The following is a 16,153-nucleotide window of genomic DNA, read 5'->3' on the forward strand; positions in this document are numbered from 1 at the left end:
CCTTTTGCCAGCAGCCGGTGAAAGCTTTGCGGGTCTTGCCGCATCAGTTCGCAACATTTGTCGTTCAGAGTGCTACGACAGCGAAATTGCCGGCCTTCTGAAGCCTCAAGTCAGGTAGAATGCGCGCCCGGTTTTTGGAGAAGCTCATGACCCTGCTCAAATTCAGCGATGTGTCCCTTGCTTTCGGCGCTATGCCGTTGTTGGACAAGGTGTCCTGGCAGATCGCCCGTGGTGAGCGGGTGTGCATCATCGGCCGCAACGGCACTGGCAAGTCCAGCATGATGAAGCTCGTCAAGGGCGACCAGAAGCCCGATGACGGCTCCGTTTGGCGCTCACCCGGGCTCAAGATCGGCGAATTGCCGCAAGAATTGCCGGTGGCCGACGAGCGGACAGTGTTCGACGTGGTGGCCGAAGGCCTGGACGGCGTTGGCGCCTTGCTCGCCGAATATCACCACTTGAGCCAGAACTGCGTCACCGACGCCGATCTGGACAAGCTGATGCACGTCCAGCACGACCTCGAAGCCCGCGATGGCTGGCGCTTGCAGACCCTGGTCGACAGCACCTTGAGCCGCCTGCAGTTGCCGGCCGACAAGACCCTCGCCGAGTTGTCCGGCGGCTGGCGTCGTCGCGTGCTGCTGGCCCAGGCCCTGGTGTCCGAGCCGGACCTGCTGCTGCTCGACGAGCCGACCAACCACCTGGACATCGGCGCCATCGCCTGGCTTGAAGAAGCACTGAAGGATTTCCAGGGCGCCGTGCTGTTCATCACCCACGACCGTTCTTTCCTGCAGAACCTGGCCACCCGCATCCTCGAACTGGATCGCGGCGGCCTGATCGACTGGAACGGCGACTACGCCAGTTTCCTCGTGCACAAGGAAGCCGAACTCGCTGCCGAAGCCACCGCCAACGCGTTGTTCGACAAGCGCCTGGCCCAGGAAGAAGTGTGGATTCGCCAGGGCATCAAGGCCCGTCGCACCCGTAACGAAGGCCGCGTGCGTGCCCTCAAGGCCCTGCGTGTCGAGCGCAGCGAGCGTCGTGAGCGTACCGGCAAGGCCAATATCCAGCTGGACACTGCCGACAAGTCCGGCAAGCAAGTGATGGTGCTCGAGAACGTGAGCTTCGCTCACCCGGGCGGCCCGTTCCTGATCAAGGACTTCTCCATGGTGCTGCAGCGCGGCGACCGTATCGGTCTGCTCGGCGCCAACGGTACCGGCAAGACCACGCTGCTCAAGCTGATGCTCAGCGGCCTGCAACCGACCAGCGGCAAAGTGGAAGAAGGCACCAGGATCGATGTCGCCTACTTCGACCAGTTGCGTCATCAGCTGGACCTGGAAAAAACCGTGATCGACAACGTGGCCGAAGGTCGCGACTTCATCGATATCGATGGTCAGAGCCGCCATGTGCTGAGCTACCTCGGCGACTTCCTGTTCAGCCCGCAGCGTGCCCGCACGCCGGTCAAGGCGCTGTCCGGTGGTGAGCGTGCCCGTCTGTTGCTGGCCAAGCTGTTCAGCAAGCCGGCGAACCTGCTGGTACTCGACGAACCGACCAACGACCTCGACGTTGAAACCCTCGAATTGCTCGAAGAAGTCTTGCTGACCTTCAATGGCACCGTGCTGATGGTCAGCCACGACCGGGCATTCCTCGACAACGTGGTCACCAGCACCCTGGTTTTCGAAGGTGAAGGCAAGGTTCGCGAGTACGTCGGTGGCTATCAGGACTGGCTGCGTCAGGGCGGCTCGCCGCGCCTGCTGGGCGTGACCGAGAGCAAATCCGGCAAGGCCGACCTGAATTCTGCGGTGGTGAAGGCCGAGCCTGCGCCGGTTGCGGCGGCCGTTGAAGCGCCAGTGGCAAAGAAAAAGCTCAGCTACAAGTTGCAGCGCGAACTGGAAGCGTTGCCGGGGCAGATCGAAGCCATGGAGCAACAGATCGCCGCCGTTGAAGCACAGATGGCGGATGCGGGCTTCTATCAGCGTCCAGCTGCCGAAACGGCTGCGGTGATTGCTCAGCTGGAGCAGTTGCAGGCTGAACTCGACATCATGGTCGAGCGTTGGGCCGAACTGGATGCCTGATTGATCCGGCAATAAAAAAAGCCCGGCTTCACACCTGTGAACGCCGGGTTTTTCATATGCAATGCAATCCCTCTGTAGGAGCTGGCTTGCCAGCGAAGGCAGCGGATCATTCAACAACGTCGCTGAATGTTGAATTGCTTTCGCTGGCAAGCCAGCTCCTACAGGGGGGCGTCAGGATTTGGTTTGCAGGCGCACCGCCAGCACATCGCAAGGCGCGCCATGCAGCACGTCATTGGCGGTGGAGCCCAGCAGCAGTGCCAGGCCATGCCGGCCATGGCTGCCCACCACGATCAGGTCGCAGCTTTGCTCCTTGGCCATGTGGTGAATTTCCTGGCGTGGCTGGCCGTAGGTCAGGTGACAGTTGGCGCCTTCGAGTTCGGCGTATTTGTGCTTGAGGCGCTCCAGTCGCTCCTTGGCCTGATCGAACTGCTGCTGTTGCAGTTGTGACAGGTCCATCGGCACGTCGCCGCCGAAGGCCATCGCCATCGGTTCGACAATGTGCACCAGTGACAATTTTGCGCCGCTGCTCACCGCCAGTTCGCGAGCGCGGTGGATCACAGGGTCGCACTCTTCGGTCAGGTCTACAGCGACCAGAATATGGTTGTAGGGCATGAGGTGCTCCTCCTGAGGGTTGCAATATTGGTAAGTATGGCTGGTTTCAAGCGCATTGGTTCAAAAGTGACACAATGGGCTCATCAAGAATCGGGAGTACAGATATGACGGTGTGGATAGTGGTGTCAATCCTGCTGGTGGTACTCAGCCCGCTGGCATGGTTGCGCCCCTCGCGCGCCCAGAGTGGGCGTATCGCCCTGCGGATGGAGGCCCGGCGCATCGGCCTGGCCATGCAACTGGCACCCCAGGAGTGGCCGCACTGGCTCAGCCAGGAGCCGCCGAGCCCCTGTGCGCAGTACCATCGTCCGCGACGTGGCAGTCAGCCGGCGTGCTGGAGTTACTGGCAAAAATCACCGGGTGTCTGGGTCAATCAGTGGCAGGAAATCTGTGAAGAGCGGGCGCTGCTCGATCATTTCGAAAAATTGCCAGGCAATGTCTTCAAGGTCGAGGCCGACAAGCAAATAATCGCCTTGTATTGGGGCGAGAAGGGCGAAGCCGAGGTATTGCAACAGATCGATGTCACCCTCAAGGCCCTCGCTTAAGCTGACTCCCCTCCCTGTAGGAGCTGGCTTGCCAGCGAAGACCATTTCACATTCAACAAAAATGTTGAGCGAACTACCGTCTTCGCTGGCAAGCCAGCTCCTACGAAAAGCATTTGGCAGGCAATAAAAAGCCCGACATCAATCATCGGGCGGGTTGGCCAGGCAGGCCGGTAAAACGGTGTGGGCTGATCTTACGCTGGGCATTCGCCAAAGCGTTCAACTTTTTCCCCTGGTTTCGCCAGCGTAGCTTTTTAAACGCGGGCTGCAGCGAATTAGGGCGATTTTTCTAACAATTGATTCTATGAATGACCCTGCATGCTCAAGCGTGTTTAAGGTCTTCGCAGTACGGAAATGACCGGAAAGTCGCGTTTCAACCCGTTTTTCAGGCGATTGACAATTGTCGGAAATTCCGTGAAGGTGACGTACCCGAATCAAACGGGCGTATGAATTGAGCGTTTGTATTTCAGACCGCTCCTACAGAATCCCGACTATCGCGTTGGCGGGTGTGCCGGGGGAATGGGCGTAGCATTGACGATCAACGTCCCTGCCAAGCCATTTGCCTGCGTCCGACGTGTACTGTTCAGCTTCCATATCGTGGAGATCAGTTGATGATTTACGAAGGTAAAGCCATCACGGTTAAGGCTCTTGAAAGTGGCATCGTCGAACTGAAGTTCGACCTCAAGGGTGAGTCCGTCAACAAGTTCAACCGTCTAACCCTGAACGAACTGCGTCAGGCCGTAGACACCATCAAGGCAGATGCTTCGATCAAGGGCGTGATCGTCAGCAGTGGCAAGGACGTGTTCATCGTCGGCGCCGACATCACCGAATTTGTCGACAACTTCAAGCTGCCGGATGCAGAACTTGTTGCTGGCAACCTCGAAGCCAACAGGATTTTCAGCGATTTCGAAGACCTCAACGTCCCGACCGTCGCCGCGATCAACGGCATCGCACTGGGTGGCGGTCTGGAAATGTGCCTGGCGGCGGACTACCGCGTCATGTCCACCAAGGCCAAGGTCGGTCTGCCGGAAGTCAAGCTGGGCATCTACCCGGGCTTCGGCGGTACCGTGCGCCTGCCGCGCCTGATCGGTGCCGACAACGCCATCGAGTGGATTGCCGCCGGCAAGGAAAACCGTCCTGAAGACGCGCTGAAAGTCGGTGCTGTCGACGCGGTGGTTGCTCCCGAGCAGTTGCAGGAAGCCGCGCTGGAACTGATCAAGCGCGCCATCTCCGGCGAGTTCGACTACAAGGCCAAGCGCCAGCCGAAGCTGGAAAAGCTCAAGCTGAACGCCATCGAACAAATGATGGCTTTCGAAACCGCCAAGGGTTTCGTGGCCGGCCAGGCTGGCCCGAACTACCCGGCGCCGGTTGAAGCGATCAAGACCATCCAGAAAGCCGCGAACTTCGGTCGCGACAAGGCGCTGGAAATCGAAGCGGCCGGTTTCGTCAAACTGGCCAAGACCTCTGCCGCGCAGAGCTTGATCGGCTTGTTCCTGAACGATCAGGAACTGAAGAAAAAGGCCAAGGCCTACGACGAAATCGCCAGGGACGTGAAGCAGGCCGCCGTACTGGGCGCCGGCATCATGGGTGGCGGTATCGCCTACCAGTCGGCTTCCAAAGGCACGCCGATCCTGATGAAGGACATCAACGAGCACGGTATCGAGCAGGGTCTGGCCGAAGCCGCCAAACTGCTGGTTGGCCGCGTTGATAAAGGCCGCATGACCGCCGCGAAAATGGCTGAAGTGCTCAACGGCATTCGTCCAACCCTGTCCTACGGTGATTTCGGTCACGTGGACCTGGTGGTCGAAGCGGTCGTCGAGAACCCCAAGGTCAAGCAGGCGGTACTGGCTGAAGTGGAAGGCCAGGTCAAAGAGGACACCATCCTGGCGTCCAACACCTCGACCATTTCCATCACCTTGTTGGCCAAGGCCCTCAAGCGCCCGGAAAACTTCGTCGGCATGCACTTCTTCAACCCGGTGCACATGATGCCGCTGGTGGAAGTGATCCGTGGCGAGAAGTCCAGTGAGCTGGCGGTTGCCACCACCGTTGCCTACGCCAAGAAAATGGGCAAGAACCCGATCGTCGTCAACGATTGCCCGGGCTTTCTGGTCAACCGCGTCCTGTTCCCGTACTTCGGCGGTTTCGCCAAGCTGGTCAGCGCCGGTGTGGACTTCGTCCGTATCGACAAGATCATGGAAAAGTTCGGCTGGCCAATGGGCCCGGCCTACCTGATGGACGTGGTCGGCATCGACACTGGCCACCACGGTCGTGACGTGATGGCTGAAGGCTTCCCGGACCGCATGAAAGACGACCGTCGTTCGGCCATTGACGTGCTCTACGAAGCCAAGCGCCTGGGCCAGAAGAACGGCAAGGGCTTCTACGCCTACGAGACCGACAAGAAGGGCAAGCAGAAGAAAGTCGCCGATCCGTCGGTGCTGGAAGTGCTCAAGCCGATCGTTTACGAGCAGCGCGAAGTCACCGACGAAGACATCATCAACTGGATGATGATCCCGCTGTGCCTGGAAACCGTGCGTTGCCTGGAAGACGGCATCGTCGAAACCGCTGCCGAAGCCGACATGGGGCTGGTCTACGGTATTGGTTTCCCTCCATTCCGTGGCGGTGCGTTGCGTTACATCGATTCGATCGGTGTGGCAGAGTTCGTTGCCCTGGCTGACCAGTACGCTGATTTGGGCGCGCTGTACCACCCGACCGCGAAGCTGCGCGAAATGGCCAAAAACGGCCAGAGCTTCTTCGGTTAAGCGCCCCCAACCAGAGTGAGAGTGAACTTATGAGCTTGAATCCTAGAGACGTCGTGATTGTCGACTTCGGTCGTACTCCGATGGGCCGCTCCAAGGGCGGCATGCATCGCAACACCCGCGCTGAAGACATGTCGGCGCACCTGATCAGCAAACTGCTGGAACGCAACGTCAAGGTTGACCCGAGCGAAGTCGAAGACGTGATCTGGGGCTGCGTCAACCAGACCCTGGAGCAGGGCTGGAACATCGCGCGCATGGCGTCGCTGATGACCCAGATCCCGCACACCTCGGCCGGCCAGACCGTCAGCCGCCTGTGTGGCTCGTCCATGAGCGCTCTGCACACTGCCGCGCAAGCGATCATGACCGGCAACGGTGACGTTTTCGTGGTTGGCGGCGTCGAGCATATGGGTCATGTGAGCATGATGCACGGTGTCGATCCGAACCCGCACATGTCGCTGTACGCGGCGAAAGCCTCGGGCATGATGGGCCTGACCGCGGAAATGCTGGGCAAAATGCACGGCATCACCCGCGAGCAACAGGACGCTTTCGGCGTACGCTCCCACCAACTCGCCCACAAGGCGACCGTGGAAGGCAAGTTCAAAGACGAAATCATCCCGATGCAGGGCTACGACGAGAACGGTTTCCTGAAAACCTTCGACTACGACGAAACCATTCGTCCGGAAACCACCCTGGAAAGCCTGGCGGCCCTGAAGCCGGCATTCAATCCGAAGGGCGGCACCGTGACAGCCGGTACCTCGTCGCAGATCACCGATGGTGCCTCGTGCATGATCGTGATGTCGGCGCAGCGCGCACAGGACCTGGGCATCCAGCCTCTGGCGGTGATTCGCTCGATGGCAGTGGCAGGTGTGGATCCGGCAATCATGGGCTATGGTCCAGTACCGGCCACACAAAAAGCACTGAAGCGCGCGGGTCTGGGCATCTCCGACATCGACTTCTTCGAGCTCAACGAAGCTTTCGCCGCACAGGCCCTGCCAGTGCTGAAAGATCTGAAAGTGCTCGACAAGATGAACGAGAGGGTTAACCTGCACGGTGGCGCGATCGCTCTGGGCCACCCGTTCGGTTGCTCCGGTGCGCGTATCTCCGGCACTTTGCTCAACGTGATGAAGCAGAATGGCGGCACCTTCGGGGTGGCCACCATGTGCATTGGTCTCGGCCAAGGCATCTCCACCGTCTTCGAACGCGTTTAAGCGTCTCGCTGATGGAAGCCGGGGCCAAGTGCCCCGGTTTTTGTTTTTCCGGATTTATTTTTGTTTTTATTTTGAAAACATTTGAGCGAGGGCCAAAGCATGCCGATACAACCAGGGCTCTACCAACATTACAAAGGTCCGCAGTACCGCGTATTCAGTGTTGCGCGGCATTCGGAAACCGAAGAAGAAGTGGTCTTCTATCAAGCCCTGTATGGCGATTACGGCTTTTGGGTGCGTCCCTTGAGCATGTTCCTGGAGTCCGTCGAGGTTGACGGCGAACAGGTGCCACGCTTTGCTTTGGTGCAGGCCGAAGAAAGCCTTTTTACCAAGCCATAAGCTGAGTGCGCGCAATACCCTGCGCTTGACCTCACCTTGTTGCCACTATATATAGCGGTGCCGCGTCAGGCGCCAATCGCCTTTCACTTCTCGAATTCAGGAATTTTCTGATCCATGGGCAAATCGCTGGTCATTGTGGAATCCCCGGCTAAGGCCAAGACCATCAACAAGTATTTGGGCAACGAATACGTGGTGAAGTCGAGTATCGGCCATATCCGAGACCTGCCCACCAGCGGTTCGGCTAGCGCCAGCAAAGAGCCAGCCGCCAAGCGCGGCAAGGCTGCTGCGGGTGAAGTGCCGGCACTGTCGCCGAAGGAAAAAGCGCGCAAGCAGCTGGTCGCGCGCATGGGTGTCGATCCGGATCATGGCTGGAAAGCCAAGTACGAGATCCTCCCGGGCAAGGAAAAAGTCATCGAAGAGCTGCGCCGGCTCGCCAAGGATGCTGACACCATCTATCTCGCAACCGACTTGGACCGCGAGGGGGAAGCCATTGCCTGGCACCTGCGCGAAGCCATCGGTGGTGACGACAGCCGCTACAAGCGCGTGGTGTTCAACGAAATCACCAAGAAGGCGATTCAGGAAGCCTTCTCGAAACCGGGCGAACTGGATATCGACCGCGTCAACGCCCAGCAGGCGCGTCGCTTCCTCGACCGCGTCGTGGGCTACATGGTTTCGCCGCTGCTGTGGGCCAAGATCGCTCGCGGTCTGTCCGCCGGTCGTGTGCAATCGGTTGCGGTGAAGCTGGTGGTCGAGCGCGAACGTGAAATCCGCGCGTTCATCCCGGAAGAATACTGGGAAGTTCACGCCGACCTCGGTACTGCCAAGGGCGCGACCGTGCGTTTCGACGTGGCTCGCGAGAAAGGCGAAGCCTTCAAGCCGCTCAACGAAACCCAGGCCATGGCTGCGCTGGAGAAGCTCAAGGCTTCCAGCTACAGCATCGTCAAACGCGAAGACAAACCGACCAGCAGCAAACCGTCGGCGCCGTTCATCACTTCCACCCTGCAACAGGCCGCAAGCAATCGCCTGGGCTTTGGTGTGAAGAAAACCATGATGATGGCCCAGCGTTTGTACGAAGCCGGCTACATCACCTACATGCGTACCGACTCCACCAACCTCTCGGTTGATGCCGTGGCCATGGCGCGTACCTATATTGAAGGCGAGTTCGGCAAGAAGTACCTGCCGGAAAGCCCGAACGTCTACAGCAGCAAGGAAGGCGCACAAGAGGCTCACGAAGCGATTCGTCCGTCCGACGCCAATACCGAGCCAAGCAAGCTGTCGGGCATGGAGCGTGACGCTGAGCGCCTCTACGAGCTGATCTGGCGCCAGTTCCTCGCTTGCCAGATGCTGCCGGCGCAATACCTGTCGACTACCGTCACCGTGGGTGCCGGCGACTTCGAGCTGCGCGCCAAGGGCCGCATCCTCAAGTTCGACGGTTACACCCGTGTCATGCCGCAAATCGCCAAGCCGGGCGACGACGATGTATTGCCGGACATGGCCCAGGGCGATGCGATGAAGCTGATCAAGCTTGATCCCACCCAGCACTTCACCAAGCCGCCGGCGCGTTACTCGGAAGCCAGCCTGGTAAAAGAAATGGAAAAACGCGGCATCGGTCGTCCTTCGACCTACGCAGCGATCATTTCGACCATCCAGGACCGTGGTTACGTGGCGCTGCACAACCGTCGTTTCTACTCGGAAAAGATGGGCGACATCGTTACCGAGCGTCTGGCGGAGAGCTTCTCCAACCTGATGGACTACGGCTTCACTGCCGGCATGGAAGAGCATCTCGATGACGTGGCCCAGGGCGAACGCGACTGGAAAAACGTGCTCGACGAGTTCTACGGCGACTTCAAGAAAAAGCTCGAAGTGGCCGAAAGCCCGGAAAGCGGCATGCGTGCCAATCAACCGGTGATGACCGACATCCCGTGCACCACCTGCGGTCGTCCGATGCAGATTCGTACTGCGTCGACCGGCGTGTTCCTCGGTTGCTCGGGCTACAGCCTGCCACCGAAAGAACGCTGCAAGGCCACCGTCAACCTGGTGCCGGGCGACGAAATCGCCGCGGACGACGAGGGTGAGTCGGAGTCGCTGGTGTTGCGCGGCAAGCATCGTTGCCCGATCTGCAGCACGGCGATGGATGCCTACCTGCTCGATGAGAAACGCAAGCTGCACATCTGCGGTAACAACCCGGATTGCGATGGCTACGAAATCGAAGAGGGCACCTATCGCATCAAGGGCTATGAAGGCCCGAGCCTGGAATGCGACAAGTGCGGCAGCGAAATGCAGCTCAAGACCGGCCGTTTCGGCAAGTTCTTCGGTTGCACCAACGCGACCTGCAAGAACACCCGCAAACTGCTGAAGAGCGGCGATGCGGCACCGCCGAAGATGGATCCGGTGAAGATGCCTGAGCTCAAGTGCGAAAAGGTCAACGACACCTACATTCTGCGCGACGGTGCATCCGGCTTGTTCCTGGCCGCCAGCCAGTTCCCGAAAAACCGCGAGACTCGAGCTCCGCTGGTGATGGAAATCATCCCGCACAAGGATGAGATCGATCCGAAGTATCACTTCCTCTGCGAAGCACCGAAGAAAGATCCGGATGGCCTCCCGAGTGTGATTCGTTACAGTCGCAAGACCAAGGAACAGTACGTGCAGACCGAAGTCGACGGTAAGCCGACTGGCTGGAAAGCGTTCTACGACGGCGGCAAGTGGGCAGTCGAAGACAAGCGTCCGGCAGCCAAGGCGTAAAGCCGCTACCCCTGTAGGAGCTGGCTTGCCAGCGAAGGGGCCCTTGAGTCATGCGTCGAACTGGCGGACGCCTTCGCTGCGGTGCGGCGATCCGACAAGCCAGCTCCTACAGTGCGCAGGGCCGCATGAGAACCTTCGGGTTTTCATGCGGCCTTTTTTGTTTTGAGCTTGCGGTTGGATCGGCTGATCCACGACACTGTCCAACCTGCATGAAGCAATTATTTCGTTGTGGAGGCTGCCGTCATGGCCCACGAACTTTATACCCGCACCAATCAGAAGATCTACTTCGCCGGCTTGTCGCTGGAAGCACTGGCCCGCACTGAAGAGGGGCGGGCGATGAATTCGCTGGCGCTGATCCAGGCGGGACGCGAAGCTGCGCTGTTTCACCTGTACGGCGCGCTGTTGGGCCTGTGTCACGAAATCGCCGGTTACTATCGCTTGCCACAGGCCAATGCGCCCCGTGCAGAGCTGTTGCTGACTCGCGAGGTGCTGGACAGCATCGCCATTCCGGAAATGGCAGAGCTGGTCGAGCTGGCCAATAACCCGGAAACCTGGCTGGCCAAACTCCTGGCCGCCCATGCTGCGCTGTTTCAGCCGCCACGCGCGCCGCACAAGCCGAAAGGGGACGTGACCCAGCCTTTGATTCAGGCGGTCAATCTGGATGAAGATGACGCACCGGAGGAGCTGAGTCGGGAGGAACTGGAAAGTTGGCGTCAGAACCTGAAAGCATTGGCGATCCGGTTTCGTGAAGGGTTGAACGAGTGCTGACACAAGCAGCTGGGACATGACATCTGGTCAAGATCCCAAGCGAAGCCCGAACGATGCCTATATAATCCCCGCCTTTCGTGGAGAACAGTCCTTTATGCCAACGTCCTTTCTAGAAATTGTCGAGTTGCCAGACGGCCGTATCGAGCTGCGCAGGGCCGAGGACGAGGGTTCTCTGGTTACTTTGGATTTCTCCGAGGACGCCAAAGCGTTCCTGCAAGGACAGCACGTGGAAGTCGCCAAGGCGATGTTGAGCGTGGGTGTTCAGATGGCGGGTCGCCTGGTTGAAGGCGAATTCGACAAGGACGAGGGGTCGCGGGTTCTTCATTGAGCCCCGTCTGTCGCTTTTCTTGATGTTGTTACTCATCGGCTTCTCTGTCCCTGGAGAAGCCTTGCGCGGTGAAGCACGCGTCTTGTCTGCCGGTTAACCCAGTCGAATATTCAGGCTCTGAGCGTCCCCGGTGCGGGCGGCGCTGATCAGTTGTTGCCGCCATTGCGAGCTCAATGGGTTGATCCAGCTGACTACCGTGTGGCTGCGACCCAGGCGCAGCGCTTCGCAGGTCAGTTGCTGGGCGCTCTGGGTGCCCCGCGGTTGCAGCAACAGAATGCGCTCGCGGTTTAGGCCCGCATCTCGCAACCAGGCTTGAGTCAGGCTGGCGGGCGGCGCGATCAGTGTCAGCCAGCGTGCATCCTGGTCCTGGCTCAATTCCCTGAGGATCGGTGCCAGCAGGCTCAGGCAGTTCCCGGCTGCACCACGCAGTGACAGCTCGCTGAAAACGTCGGGTTCGGCGCTCCAGGGGGACTCGACTACGTCTTTCAGGATCGGCGCCAATGGCTGTGCCATGAACGCTTCGAACAACGGCAGTTGGGTTTGCTGTGGTGATGGCTGTGGGAACTGCATGGTGCCTCCTTTAGCGGCGAATGACGCCGACACTCAAGCCTTCGATCACCAGTTCCTGGTCTTGAAGGTTCACTTCAATCGGGGCGAACTCGGGGTTCTCGGCGATCAGCCAGACTTTGCTGCCGTCACGCTTGAAGCGCTTGACGGTCACTTCGTCGCCGATTCGCGCCACCACGATCTGGCCGTTACGGGCTTCGCGGGTGGTATGGACTGCCAGCAGGTCGCCGTCGAAAATGCCGACATCCTTCATGCTCATCCCGTGGACGCGCAGCAGGTAGTCGGCGCGCGGATGGAAGAAGGCGGGGTTGATGTTGCAGGACTCTTCGATGTGCTGTTGCGCAAGAATCGGGGCGCCGGCTGCGACCCGGCCAATGATCGGCAGGGTGGAGTCGTCGGCCTTGGCTTCGAAGCCGGGGATGCGAATGCCGCGGGAGGCGCCAGGCGTCATCTCGATTGCACCCTTGCGAGCCAGAGCCTTGAGGTGTTCTTCCGCCGCATTGGGTGATTTGAAACCCAGTTCCTGAGCGATTTCCGCACGGGTCGGCGGGTAGCCGTTGTCTTCCAGGCAGCGTTTGATGAAGGCCAGAATCTCGGCTTGGCGTGGCGTCAGCTTTAGCATATTGATCGCTCTGTTTTTTTATACAGTGACTGGGATTATATACAGTGACGCGATCTTGGCAATGCTCCATTTTTCAGTCGCCGCCGGACGGTCGCTCAGGCAGTGGATTGAAGCTTCGCCGTTGTGTGTTTAAATGTCTGACCGACCATTCCCGAAATGAACTGCCAGGCTTGACAAGGCGCAGGCTGAAACGTATGTTTCAAACAAGTGTTTGTCAGGCGGAGTAGCCATGGCCCAGTCGGAAACCGTTGAACGCATTCTCGATGCTGCCGAGCAGTTGTTCGCGGAAAAAGGTTTCGCCGAAACCTCGTTGCGCCTGATCACCAGCAAGGCCGGTGTCAACCTGGCGGCGGTGAACTATCACTTCGGTTCCAAGAAGGCGTTGATCCAGGCGGTTTTCTCGCGGTTCCTCGGGCCGTTCTGCGCCAGTCTCGATAAAGAGCTGGAACGGCGTCAGGCCAAACCTGAAGTCAGGCCGACACTCGAAGAGTTGCTGGAAATCCTCGTCGAGCAGGCCCTGGTGGTGCAGCCGCGCAGTGGCAACGACCTGTCTATCTTCATGCGTTTGCTGGGGCTGGCGTTCAGTCAGAGCCAGGGGCACTTGCGTCGTTATCTGGAAGACATGTACGGCAAGGTGTTTCGCCGCTACATGATGCTGGTCAACGAAGCGGCGCCGCGTATTCCGCCCATCGAACTGTTCTGGCGCGTGCACTTCATGTTGGGTGCGGCGGCGTTCAGCATGTCCGGTATCAAGGCCTTGCGGGCGATTGCTGAAACCGACTTCGGCGTGAACACTTCGATCGAGCAGGTCATGCGCCTGATGGTGCCATTCCTGGCTGCCGGCATGCGTGCCGAATCCGGTGTGACGGATGCGGCCATGGCCACTGCCCAGTTGCGTCCACGCAGTAAATCGACACCGGTTGCCGCCAAGGTTTAACCGCACACGGGTGGGCGCGGCAGCTGACATCCGCTAAGCTAGCCGCCCATGCCGACTCTCGTTCTGTACCCGCTTCCCATTGATATCGCCAACCTGCCGCGCACTGTGCCTGGCGGCGAATTCGTGCGGGCCGGGTTTTCTGTTATCAAGGAATTTTTATGACTGCTGGCTTGCAAGGCTCGTTGATGGTGGACGTCGCCGGTACCTGGCTGACGGCTGAAGATCGCCAATTGTTGCGCCAGCCCGAAGTGGGCGGCCTGATCATCTTTGCCCGCAACATCGAGCATCCACGCCAGGTGCGCGAATTGAGTGCGGCAATCCGCGCCGTCCGTCCCGACTTGTTGCTGGCTGTGGACCAGGAGGGCGGTCGTGTGCAGCGCCTGCGCCAGGGTTTCGTGCGCTTGCCCGCCATGCGTGCCATCGCCGACAACCCGAACGCCGAGTACCTGGCCGAGCAGTGCGGCTGGATCATGGCCACCGAAGTGTTGGCCGTTGGCCTGGACCTGAGCTTCGCCCCGGTGCTTGACCTCGATTACCAGCGCAGCGCCGTTGTCGGCACCCGTTCGTTCGAAGGTGATCCCGAGCGCGCAGCCTTGCTCGCGGGTGCATTCATCCGCGGCATGAACAGCGCAGGCATGGCGGCCACCGGCAAGCACTTCCCCGGCCACGGTTGGGCAGAGGCGGATTCCCACGTCGCGATTCCCAACGACGAACGCAGCCTCGACGAGATCCGCGCCAATGACCTGGTGCCGTTTGCCAAACTGAGCAAGCAACTGGCCGCGGTCATGCCGGCCCACGTTATTTATCCGCAAGTCGATTCCCAGCCCGCCGGTTTCTCCCGCCGCTGGTTGCAGGACATCCTGCGTGGCGAGTTGCAGTTCGATGGCGTGATCTTCAGTGACGACTTGTCGATGGCAGGCGCTCACGTGGTCGGCGATGCCGCCAGTCGTATTGAAGCTGCGCTGACTGCCGGTTGCGACATGGGCCTGGTGTGCAACGATCGAGCGGCTGCCGAACTGGCCCTGAGCGCTGCCCAGCGTCTGAAGGTCAAGCCTTCCGGGCGCATTGCGCGGATGCGCGGCCAGTCGTTCGCCGGCACCGAATACCGTCAGGACCCGCGTTGGCTGGCCGCTGTCGGCGCGCTCAAAGAAGCTCAATTGATTGATTAAGGACTGTTCGTTATGACGGTTTACGCGATTATCGGTGGCACTGGCCTGACTCAACTCGAAGGCCTGAGAATTCGCCAGTCACTGACAGTGGACACGCCTTATGGCGCACCTTCGGCCGACATTCACATCGGCGAATATGCCGGCAAGGAAGTGCTGTTCCTGGCGCGTCACGGCCATCCCCATCGTTTTCCGCCGCATCAGGTCAACTACCGCGCCAACCTCTGGGCGTTGAAGCAGGCTGGCGCCGAAGCGATTCTGGCGGTCAACGCCGTGGGTGGCATCCATGCCGCCATGGGCACCGGGCATTTCTGCGTGCCCCATCAGTTGATCGACTACACCAGCGGTCGTGAGCACACCTACTTTGCCGATGACCTGGAGCACGTCACCCATATCGACTTCAGCTACCCCTACAGCGAGCCGTTGCGCCAGCAACTGATTGCGGCATTGGCGGCGCAAGGTGTGGGCTACAGCAGTCATGGCGTGTATGCCTGCACTCAAGGGCCGCGTCTGGAGACAGTGGCTGAAATCGCCCGGCTGGAGCGCGATGGCTGCGACATCGTCGGCATGACCGGTATGCCGGAAGCAGCCCTGGCCCGGGAACTGGAACTGGATTACGCCTGCCTGGCGCTGGTGGTGAACCCGGCGGCGGGCAAGTCGACGGCAGTGATCACCATGGCTGAAATCGAGCAGGCATTGCATGACGGCATGGGCCAGGTGAAATCGACGCTGGCGCGGGTGCTCGAGGGCTGAGTCAGGCTGCAACACCGAGTTGACCCTATCGCGGGCAAGCCACGCTCCCACAGGTCTTGAGTCGATTACAGAATTTGTGATCAACACTGAACCTGTAGGAGCTGGCTTGCCAGCGAAGAGGCCGGTTCAGGCGCCGAAAACCTCAGCGCTTTTCGAGGTTTTCCGGCAGCGGCGCAAACAGCGCCTCGATATCATCGCTCTGCAGATTCCAGTCCCCGGCCTTGCGCCCATCCAGCACGCCGGCCGTGAGTCCTTCGCTGGCAAGCCAGCTCCTACAGGTTCAGTGGCGTTCGTTAACATTGTGTTTGGCGCCACAGGTTTGGTGGCGTGCGCAGAAGTTGTGTCCGACGCGCTCACTGTAGGAGCTGGCTTGCCAGCGAAGAGGCCGGTTCAGGCGCCGAAAACCTCAGCGCTTTTCGAGGTTTTCCGGCAGCGGCGCAAACAGCGCCTCGATATCATTGCTCTGCAGATTCCAGTCCCCGGCCTTGCGCCCATCCAGCACGCCGGCCGTGAGTCCTTCGCTGGCTTGCCAGCGAAGAGGCCGGTTCAGGCGCCGAAAATCTCAGCGCTTTTCGAGGTTTTCCGGCAGCGGCGCAAACAGCGCCTCGATATCATCGCTCTGCAGTTTCCAGTCCCCGGCCTTGCGCCCATCCAGCACGCCGGCCGTGAGTCCTTCGCTGGCAAGCCAGCTCCTACAGGTTCAGTGGCGTTCGTTAACATTGTGTTTGGCGCCACAGGTTTGGTGGCGTGCGC

At 59.8% G+C, this 16,153-nt stretch carries 15 protein-coding genes; 12 read left to right on the forward strand and 3 right to left on the reverse strand.

Annotation, left to right across the window (positions count from 1 at the left end; genetic code table 11):
• Positions 1–146: 146 nt before the first annotated feature.
• A complete protein-coding gene (locus tag KGA81_RS18625; RefSeq protein WP_223547625.1) occupies positions 147–2,066 on the forward strand; it encodes an ATP-binding cassette domain-containing protein in 1,920 nt (639 codons plus the stop codon).
• Positions 2,067–2,237: 171 nt separating this feature from the next.
• Here the strand turns inward: KGA81_RS18625 and KGA81_RS18630 are convergent, their stop codons facing one another.
• On the reverse strand, positions 2,238–2,678 hold the full coding sequence (locus KGA81_RS18630; protein ID WP_223547626.1) for a universal stress protein: 441 nt from the start codon (positions 2,676–2,678) through the stop codon (positions 2,238–2,240).
• 104 nt (positions 2,679–2,782) lie between these two features.
• Between KGA81_RS18630 and KGA81_RS18635 the strand changes: the two genes are divergently transcribed.
• The 7 genes from KGA81_RS18635 to KGA81_RS18665 all read left to right on the forward strand — a co-directional run bounded on the left by KGA81_RS18635 (position 2,783) and on the right by KGA81_RS18665 (position 11,355).
• A complete protein-coding gene (locus tag KGA81_RS18635) occupies positions 2,783–3,220 on the forward strand; it encodes a hypothetical protein (protein ID WP_223547627.1) in 438 nt (145 codons plus the stop codon).
• Between the two features lie 608 nt (positions 3,221–3,828).
• Positions 3,829–5,976: a fatty acid oxidation complex subunit alpha FadB gene (gene fadB / locus KGA81_RS18640; protein ID WP_223547628.1), complete on the forward strand. Its 2,148-nt coding sequence runs from the start codon at positions 3,829–3,831 to the stop codon at positions 5,974–5,976.
• 29 nt (positions 5,977–6,005) lie between these two features.
• Positions 6,006–7,181: an acetyl-CoA C-acyltransferase FadA gene (gene fadA / locus KGA81_RS18645; protein ID WP_223547629.1), complete on the forward strand. Its 1,176-nt coding sequence runs from the start codon at positions 6,006–6,008 to the stop codon at positions 7,179–7,181.
• A gap of 99 nt (positions 7,182–7,280) precedes the next feature.
• Complete coding sequence (locus tag KGA81_RS18650; protein ID WP_007986363.1) at positions 7,281–7,517, forward strand: DUF1653 domain-containing protein; 237 nt, start codon at positions 7,281–7,283, stop codon at positions 7,515–7,517.
• Positions 7,518–7,631: 114 nt separating this feature from the next.
• Complete coding sequence (topA, locus tag KGA81_RS18655; RefSeq protein ID WP_223547630.1) at positions 7,632–10,259, forward strand: type I DNA topoisomerase; 2,628 nt, start codon at positions 7,632–7,634, stop codon at positions 10,257–10,259.
• 243 nt (positions 10,260–10,502) lie between these two features.
• Entirely contained in the window at positions 10,503–11,027 is a 525-nt protein-coding gene (locus KGA81_RS18660) for a DUF6586 family protein (protein ID WP_223547631.1), read from the forward strand.
• A gap of 94 nt (positions 11,028–11,121) precedes the next feature.
• Positions 11,122–11,355: a hypothetical protein gene (locus KGA81_RS18665; protein WP_015095953.1), complete on the forward strand. Its 234-nt coding sequence runs from the start codon at positions 11,122–11,124 to the stop codon at positions 11,353–11,355.
• Between the two features lie 93 nt (positions 11,356–11,448).
• Here the strand turns inward: KGA81_RS18665 and sulA are convergent, their stop codons facing one another.
• Positions 11,449–11,925 carry an SOS-induced cell division inhibitor SulA gene (sulA, locus tag KGA81_RS18670; protein ID WP_223547632.1) on the reverse strand — a complete coding sequence of 159 codons (477 nt, stop codon included), beginning with the start codon at positions 11,923–11,925 and terminating at the stop codon, positions 11,449–11,451.
• Positions 11,926–11,935: 10 nt separating this feature from the next.
• Positions 11,936–12,544 carry a transcriptional repressor LexA gene (lexA, locus tag KGA81_RS18675; protein WP_007974043.1) on the reverse strand — a complete coding sequence of 203 codons (609 nt, stop codon included), beginning with the start codon at positions 12,542–12,544 and terminating at the stop codon, positions 11,936–11,938.
• A 229-nt stretch (positions 12,545–12,773) separates the two neighbouring features.
• On the opposite strand from lexA, the gene KGA81_RS18680 reads away from it, so the two are divergent.
• The 4 genes from KGA81_RS18680 to KGA81_RS18695 form a co-directional block, all read left to right on the forward strand.
• Positions 12,774–13,481: a TetR/AcrR family transcriptional regulator gene (locus KGA81_RS18680; protein ID WP_223547633.1), complete on the forward strand. Its 708-nt coding sequence runs from the start codon at positions 12,774–12,776 to the stop codon at positions 13,479–13,481.
• 158 nt (positions 13,482–13,639) lie between these two features.
• Entirely contained in the window at positions 13,640–14,650 is a 1,011-nt protein-coding gene (gene nagZ, locus KGA81_RS18685) for a beta-N-acetylhexosaminidase (RefSeq protein ID WP_223547634.1), read from the forward strand.
• A 12-nt stretch (positions 14,651–14,662) separates the two neighbouring features.
• Positions 14,663–15,400 (forward strand): S-methyl-5'-thioinosine phosphorylase, encoded by a 738-nt coding sequence (locus KGA81_RS18690; RefSeq protein WP_223547635.1) that lies wholly within the window; start codon positions 14,663–14,665, stop codon positions 15,398–15,400.
• 76 nt (positions 15,401–15,476) lie between these two features.
• A partial coding sequence (locus KGA81_RS18695) for a hypothetical protein (protein ID WP_223547636.1) occupies positions 15,477–16,153 on the forward strand: 677 nt, incomplete at its 3' end.

The sequence above is a fragment of the Pseudomonas sp. A-B-19 genome (genome assembly GCF_019947515.1).
Classification (GTDB): Bacteria; Pseudomonadota; Gammaproteobacteria; order Pseudomonadales; family Pseudomonadaceae; genus Aquipseudomonas.

What these genes read in the sequence shown, in the direction of transcription:
- topA (WP_223547630.1), top strand. Translation starts at nt 7,632, where the DNA reads ATGGGCAAATCGCTGGTCATTGTGGAATCCCCGGCTAAGGCCAAGACC.
- KGA81_RS18660 (WP_223547631.1), top strand. Translation starts at nt 10,503, where the DNA reads ATGGCCCACGAACTTTATACCCGCACCAATCAGAAGATCTACTTCGCC.
- KGA81_RS18635 (WP_223547627.1), top strand. Translation starts at nt 2,783, where the DNA reads ATGACGGTGTGGATAGTGGTGTCAATCCTGCTGGTGGTACTCAGCCCG.
- KGA81_RS18680 (WP_223547633.1), top strand. Translation starts at nt 12,774, where the DNA reads ATGGCCCAGTCGGAAACCGTTGAACGCATTCTCGATGCTGCCGAGCAG.
- fadB (WP_223547628.1), top strand. Translation starts at nt 3,829, where the DNA reads ATGATTTACGAAGGTAAAGCCATCACGGTTAAGGCTCTTGAAAGTGGC.
- KGA81_RS18630 (WP_223547626.1), bottom strand. Translation starts at nt 2,678, where the DNA reads ATGCCCTACAACCATATTCTGGTCGCTGTAGACCTGACCGAAGAGTGC.
- sulA (WP_223547632.1), bottom strand. Translation starts at nt 11,925, where the DNA reads ATGCAGTTCCCACAGCCATCACCACAGCAAACCCAACTGCCGTTGTTC.
- KGA81_RS18650 (WP_007986363.1), top strand. Translation starts at nt 7,281, where the DNA reads ATGCCGATACAACCAGGGCTCTACCAACATTACAAAGGTCCGCAGTAC.
- fadA (WP_223547629.1), top strand. Translation starts at nt 6,006, where the DNA reads ATGAGCTTGAATCCTAGAGACGTCGTGATTGTCGACTTCGGTCGTACT.
- KGA81_RS18665 (WP_015095953.1), top strand. Translation starts at nt 11,122, where the DNA reads ATGCCAACGTCCTTTCTAGAAATTGTCGAGTTGCCAGACGGCCGTATC.
- KGA81_RS18690 (WP_223547635.1), top strand. Translation starts at nt 14,663, where the DNA reads ATGACGGTTTACGCGATTATCGGTGGCACTGGCCTGACTCAACTCGAA.
- KGA81_RS18625 (WP_223547625.1), top strand. Translation starts at nt 147, where the DNA reads ATGACCCTGCTCAAATTCAGCGATGTGTCCCTTGCTTTCGGCGCTATG.
- nagZ (WP_223547634.1), top strand. Translation starts at nt 13,640, where the DNA reads ATGACTGCTGGCTTGCAAGGCTCGTTGATGGTGGACGTCGCCGGTACC.
- lexA (WP_007974043.1), bottom strand. Translation starts at nt 12,544, where the DNA reads ATGCTAAAGCTGACGCCACGCCAAGCCGAGATTCTGGCCTTCATCAAA.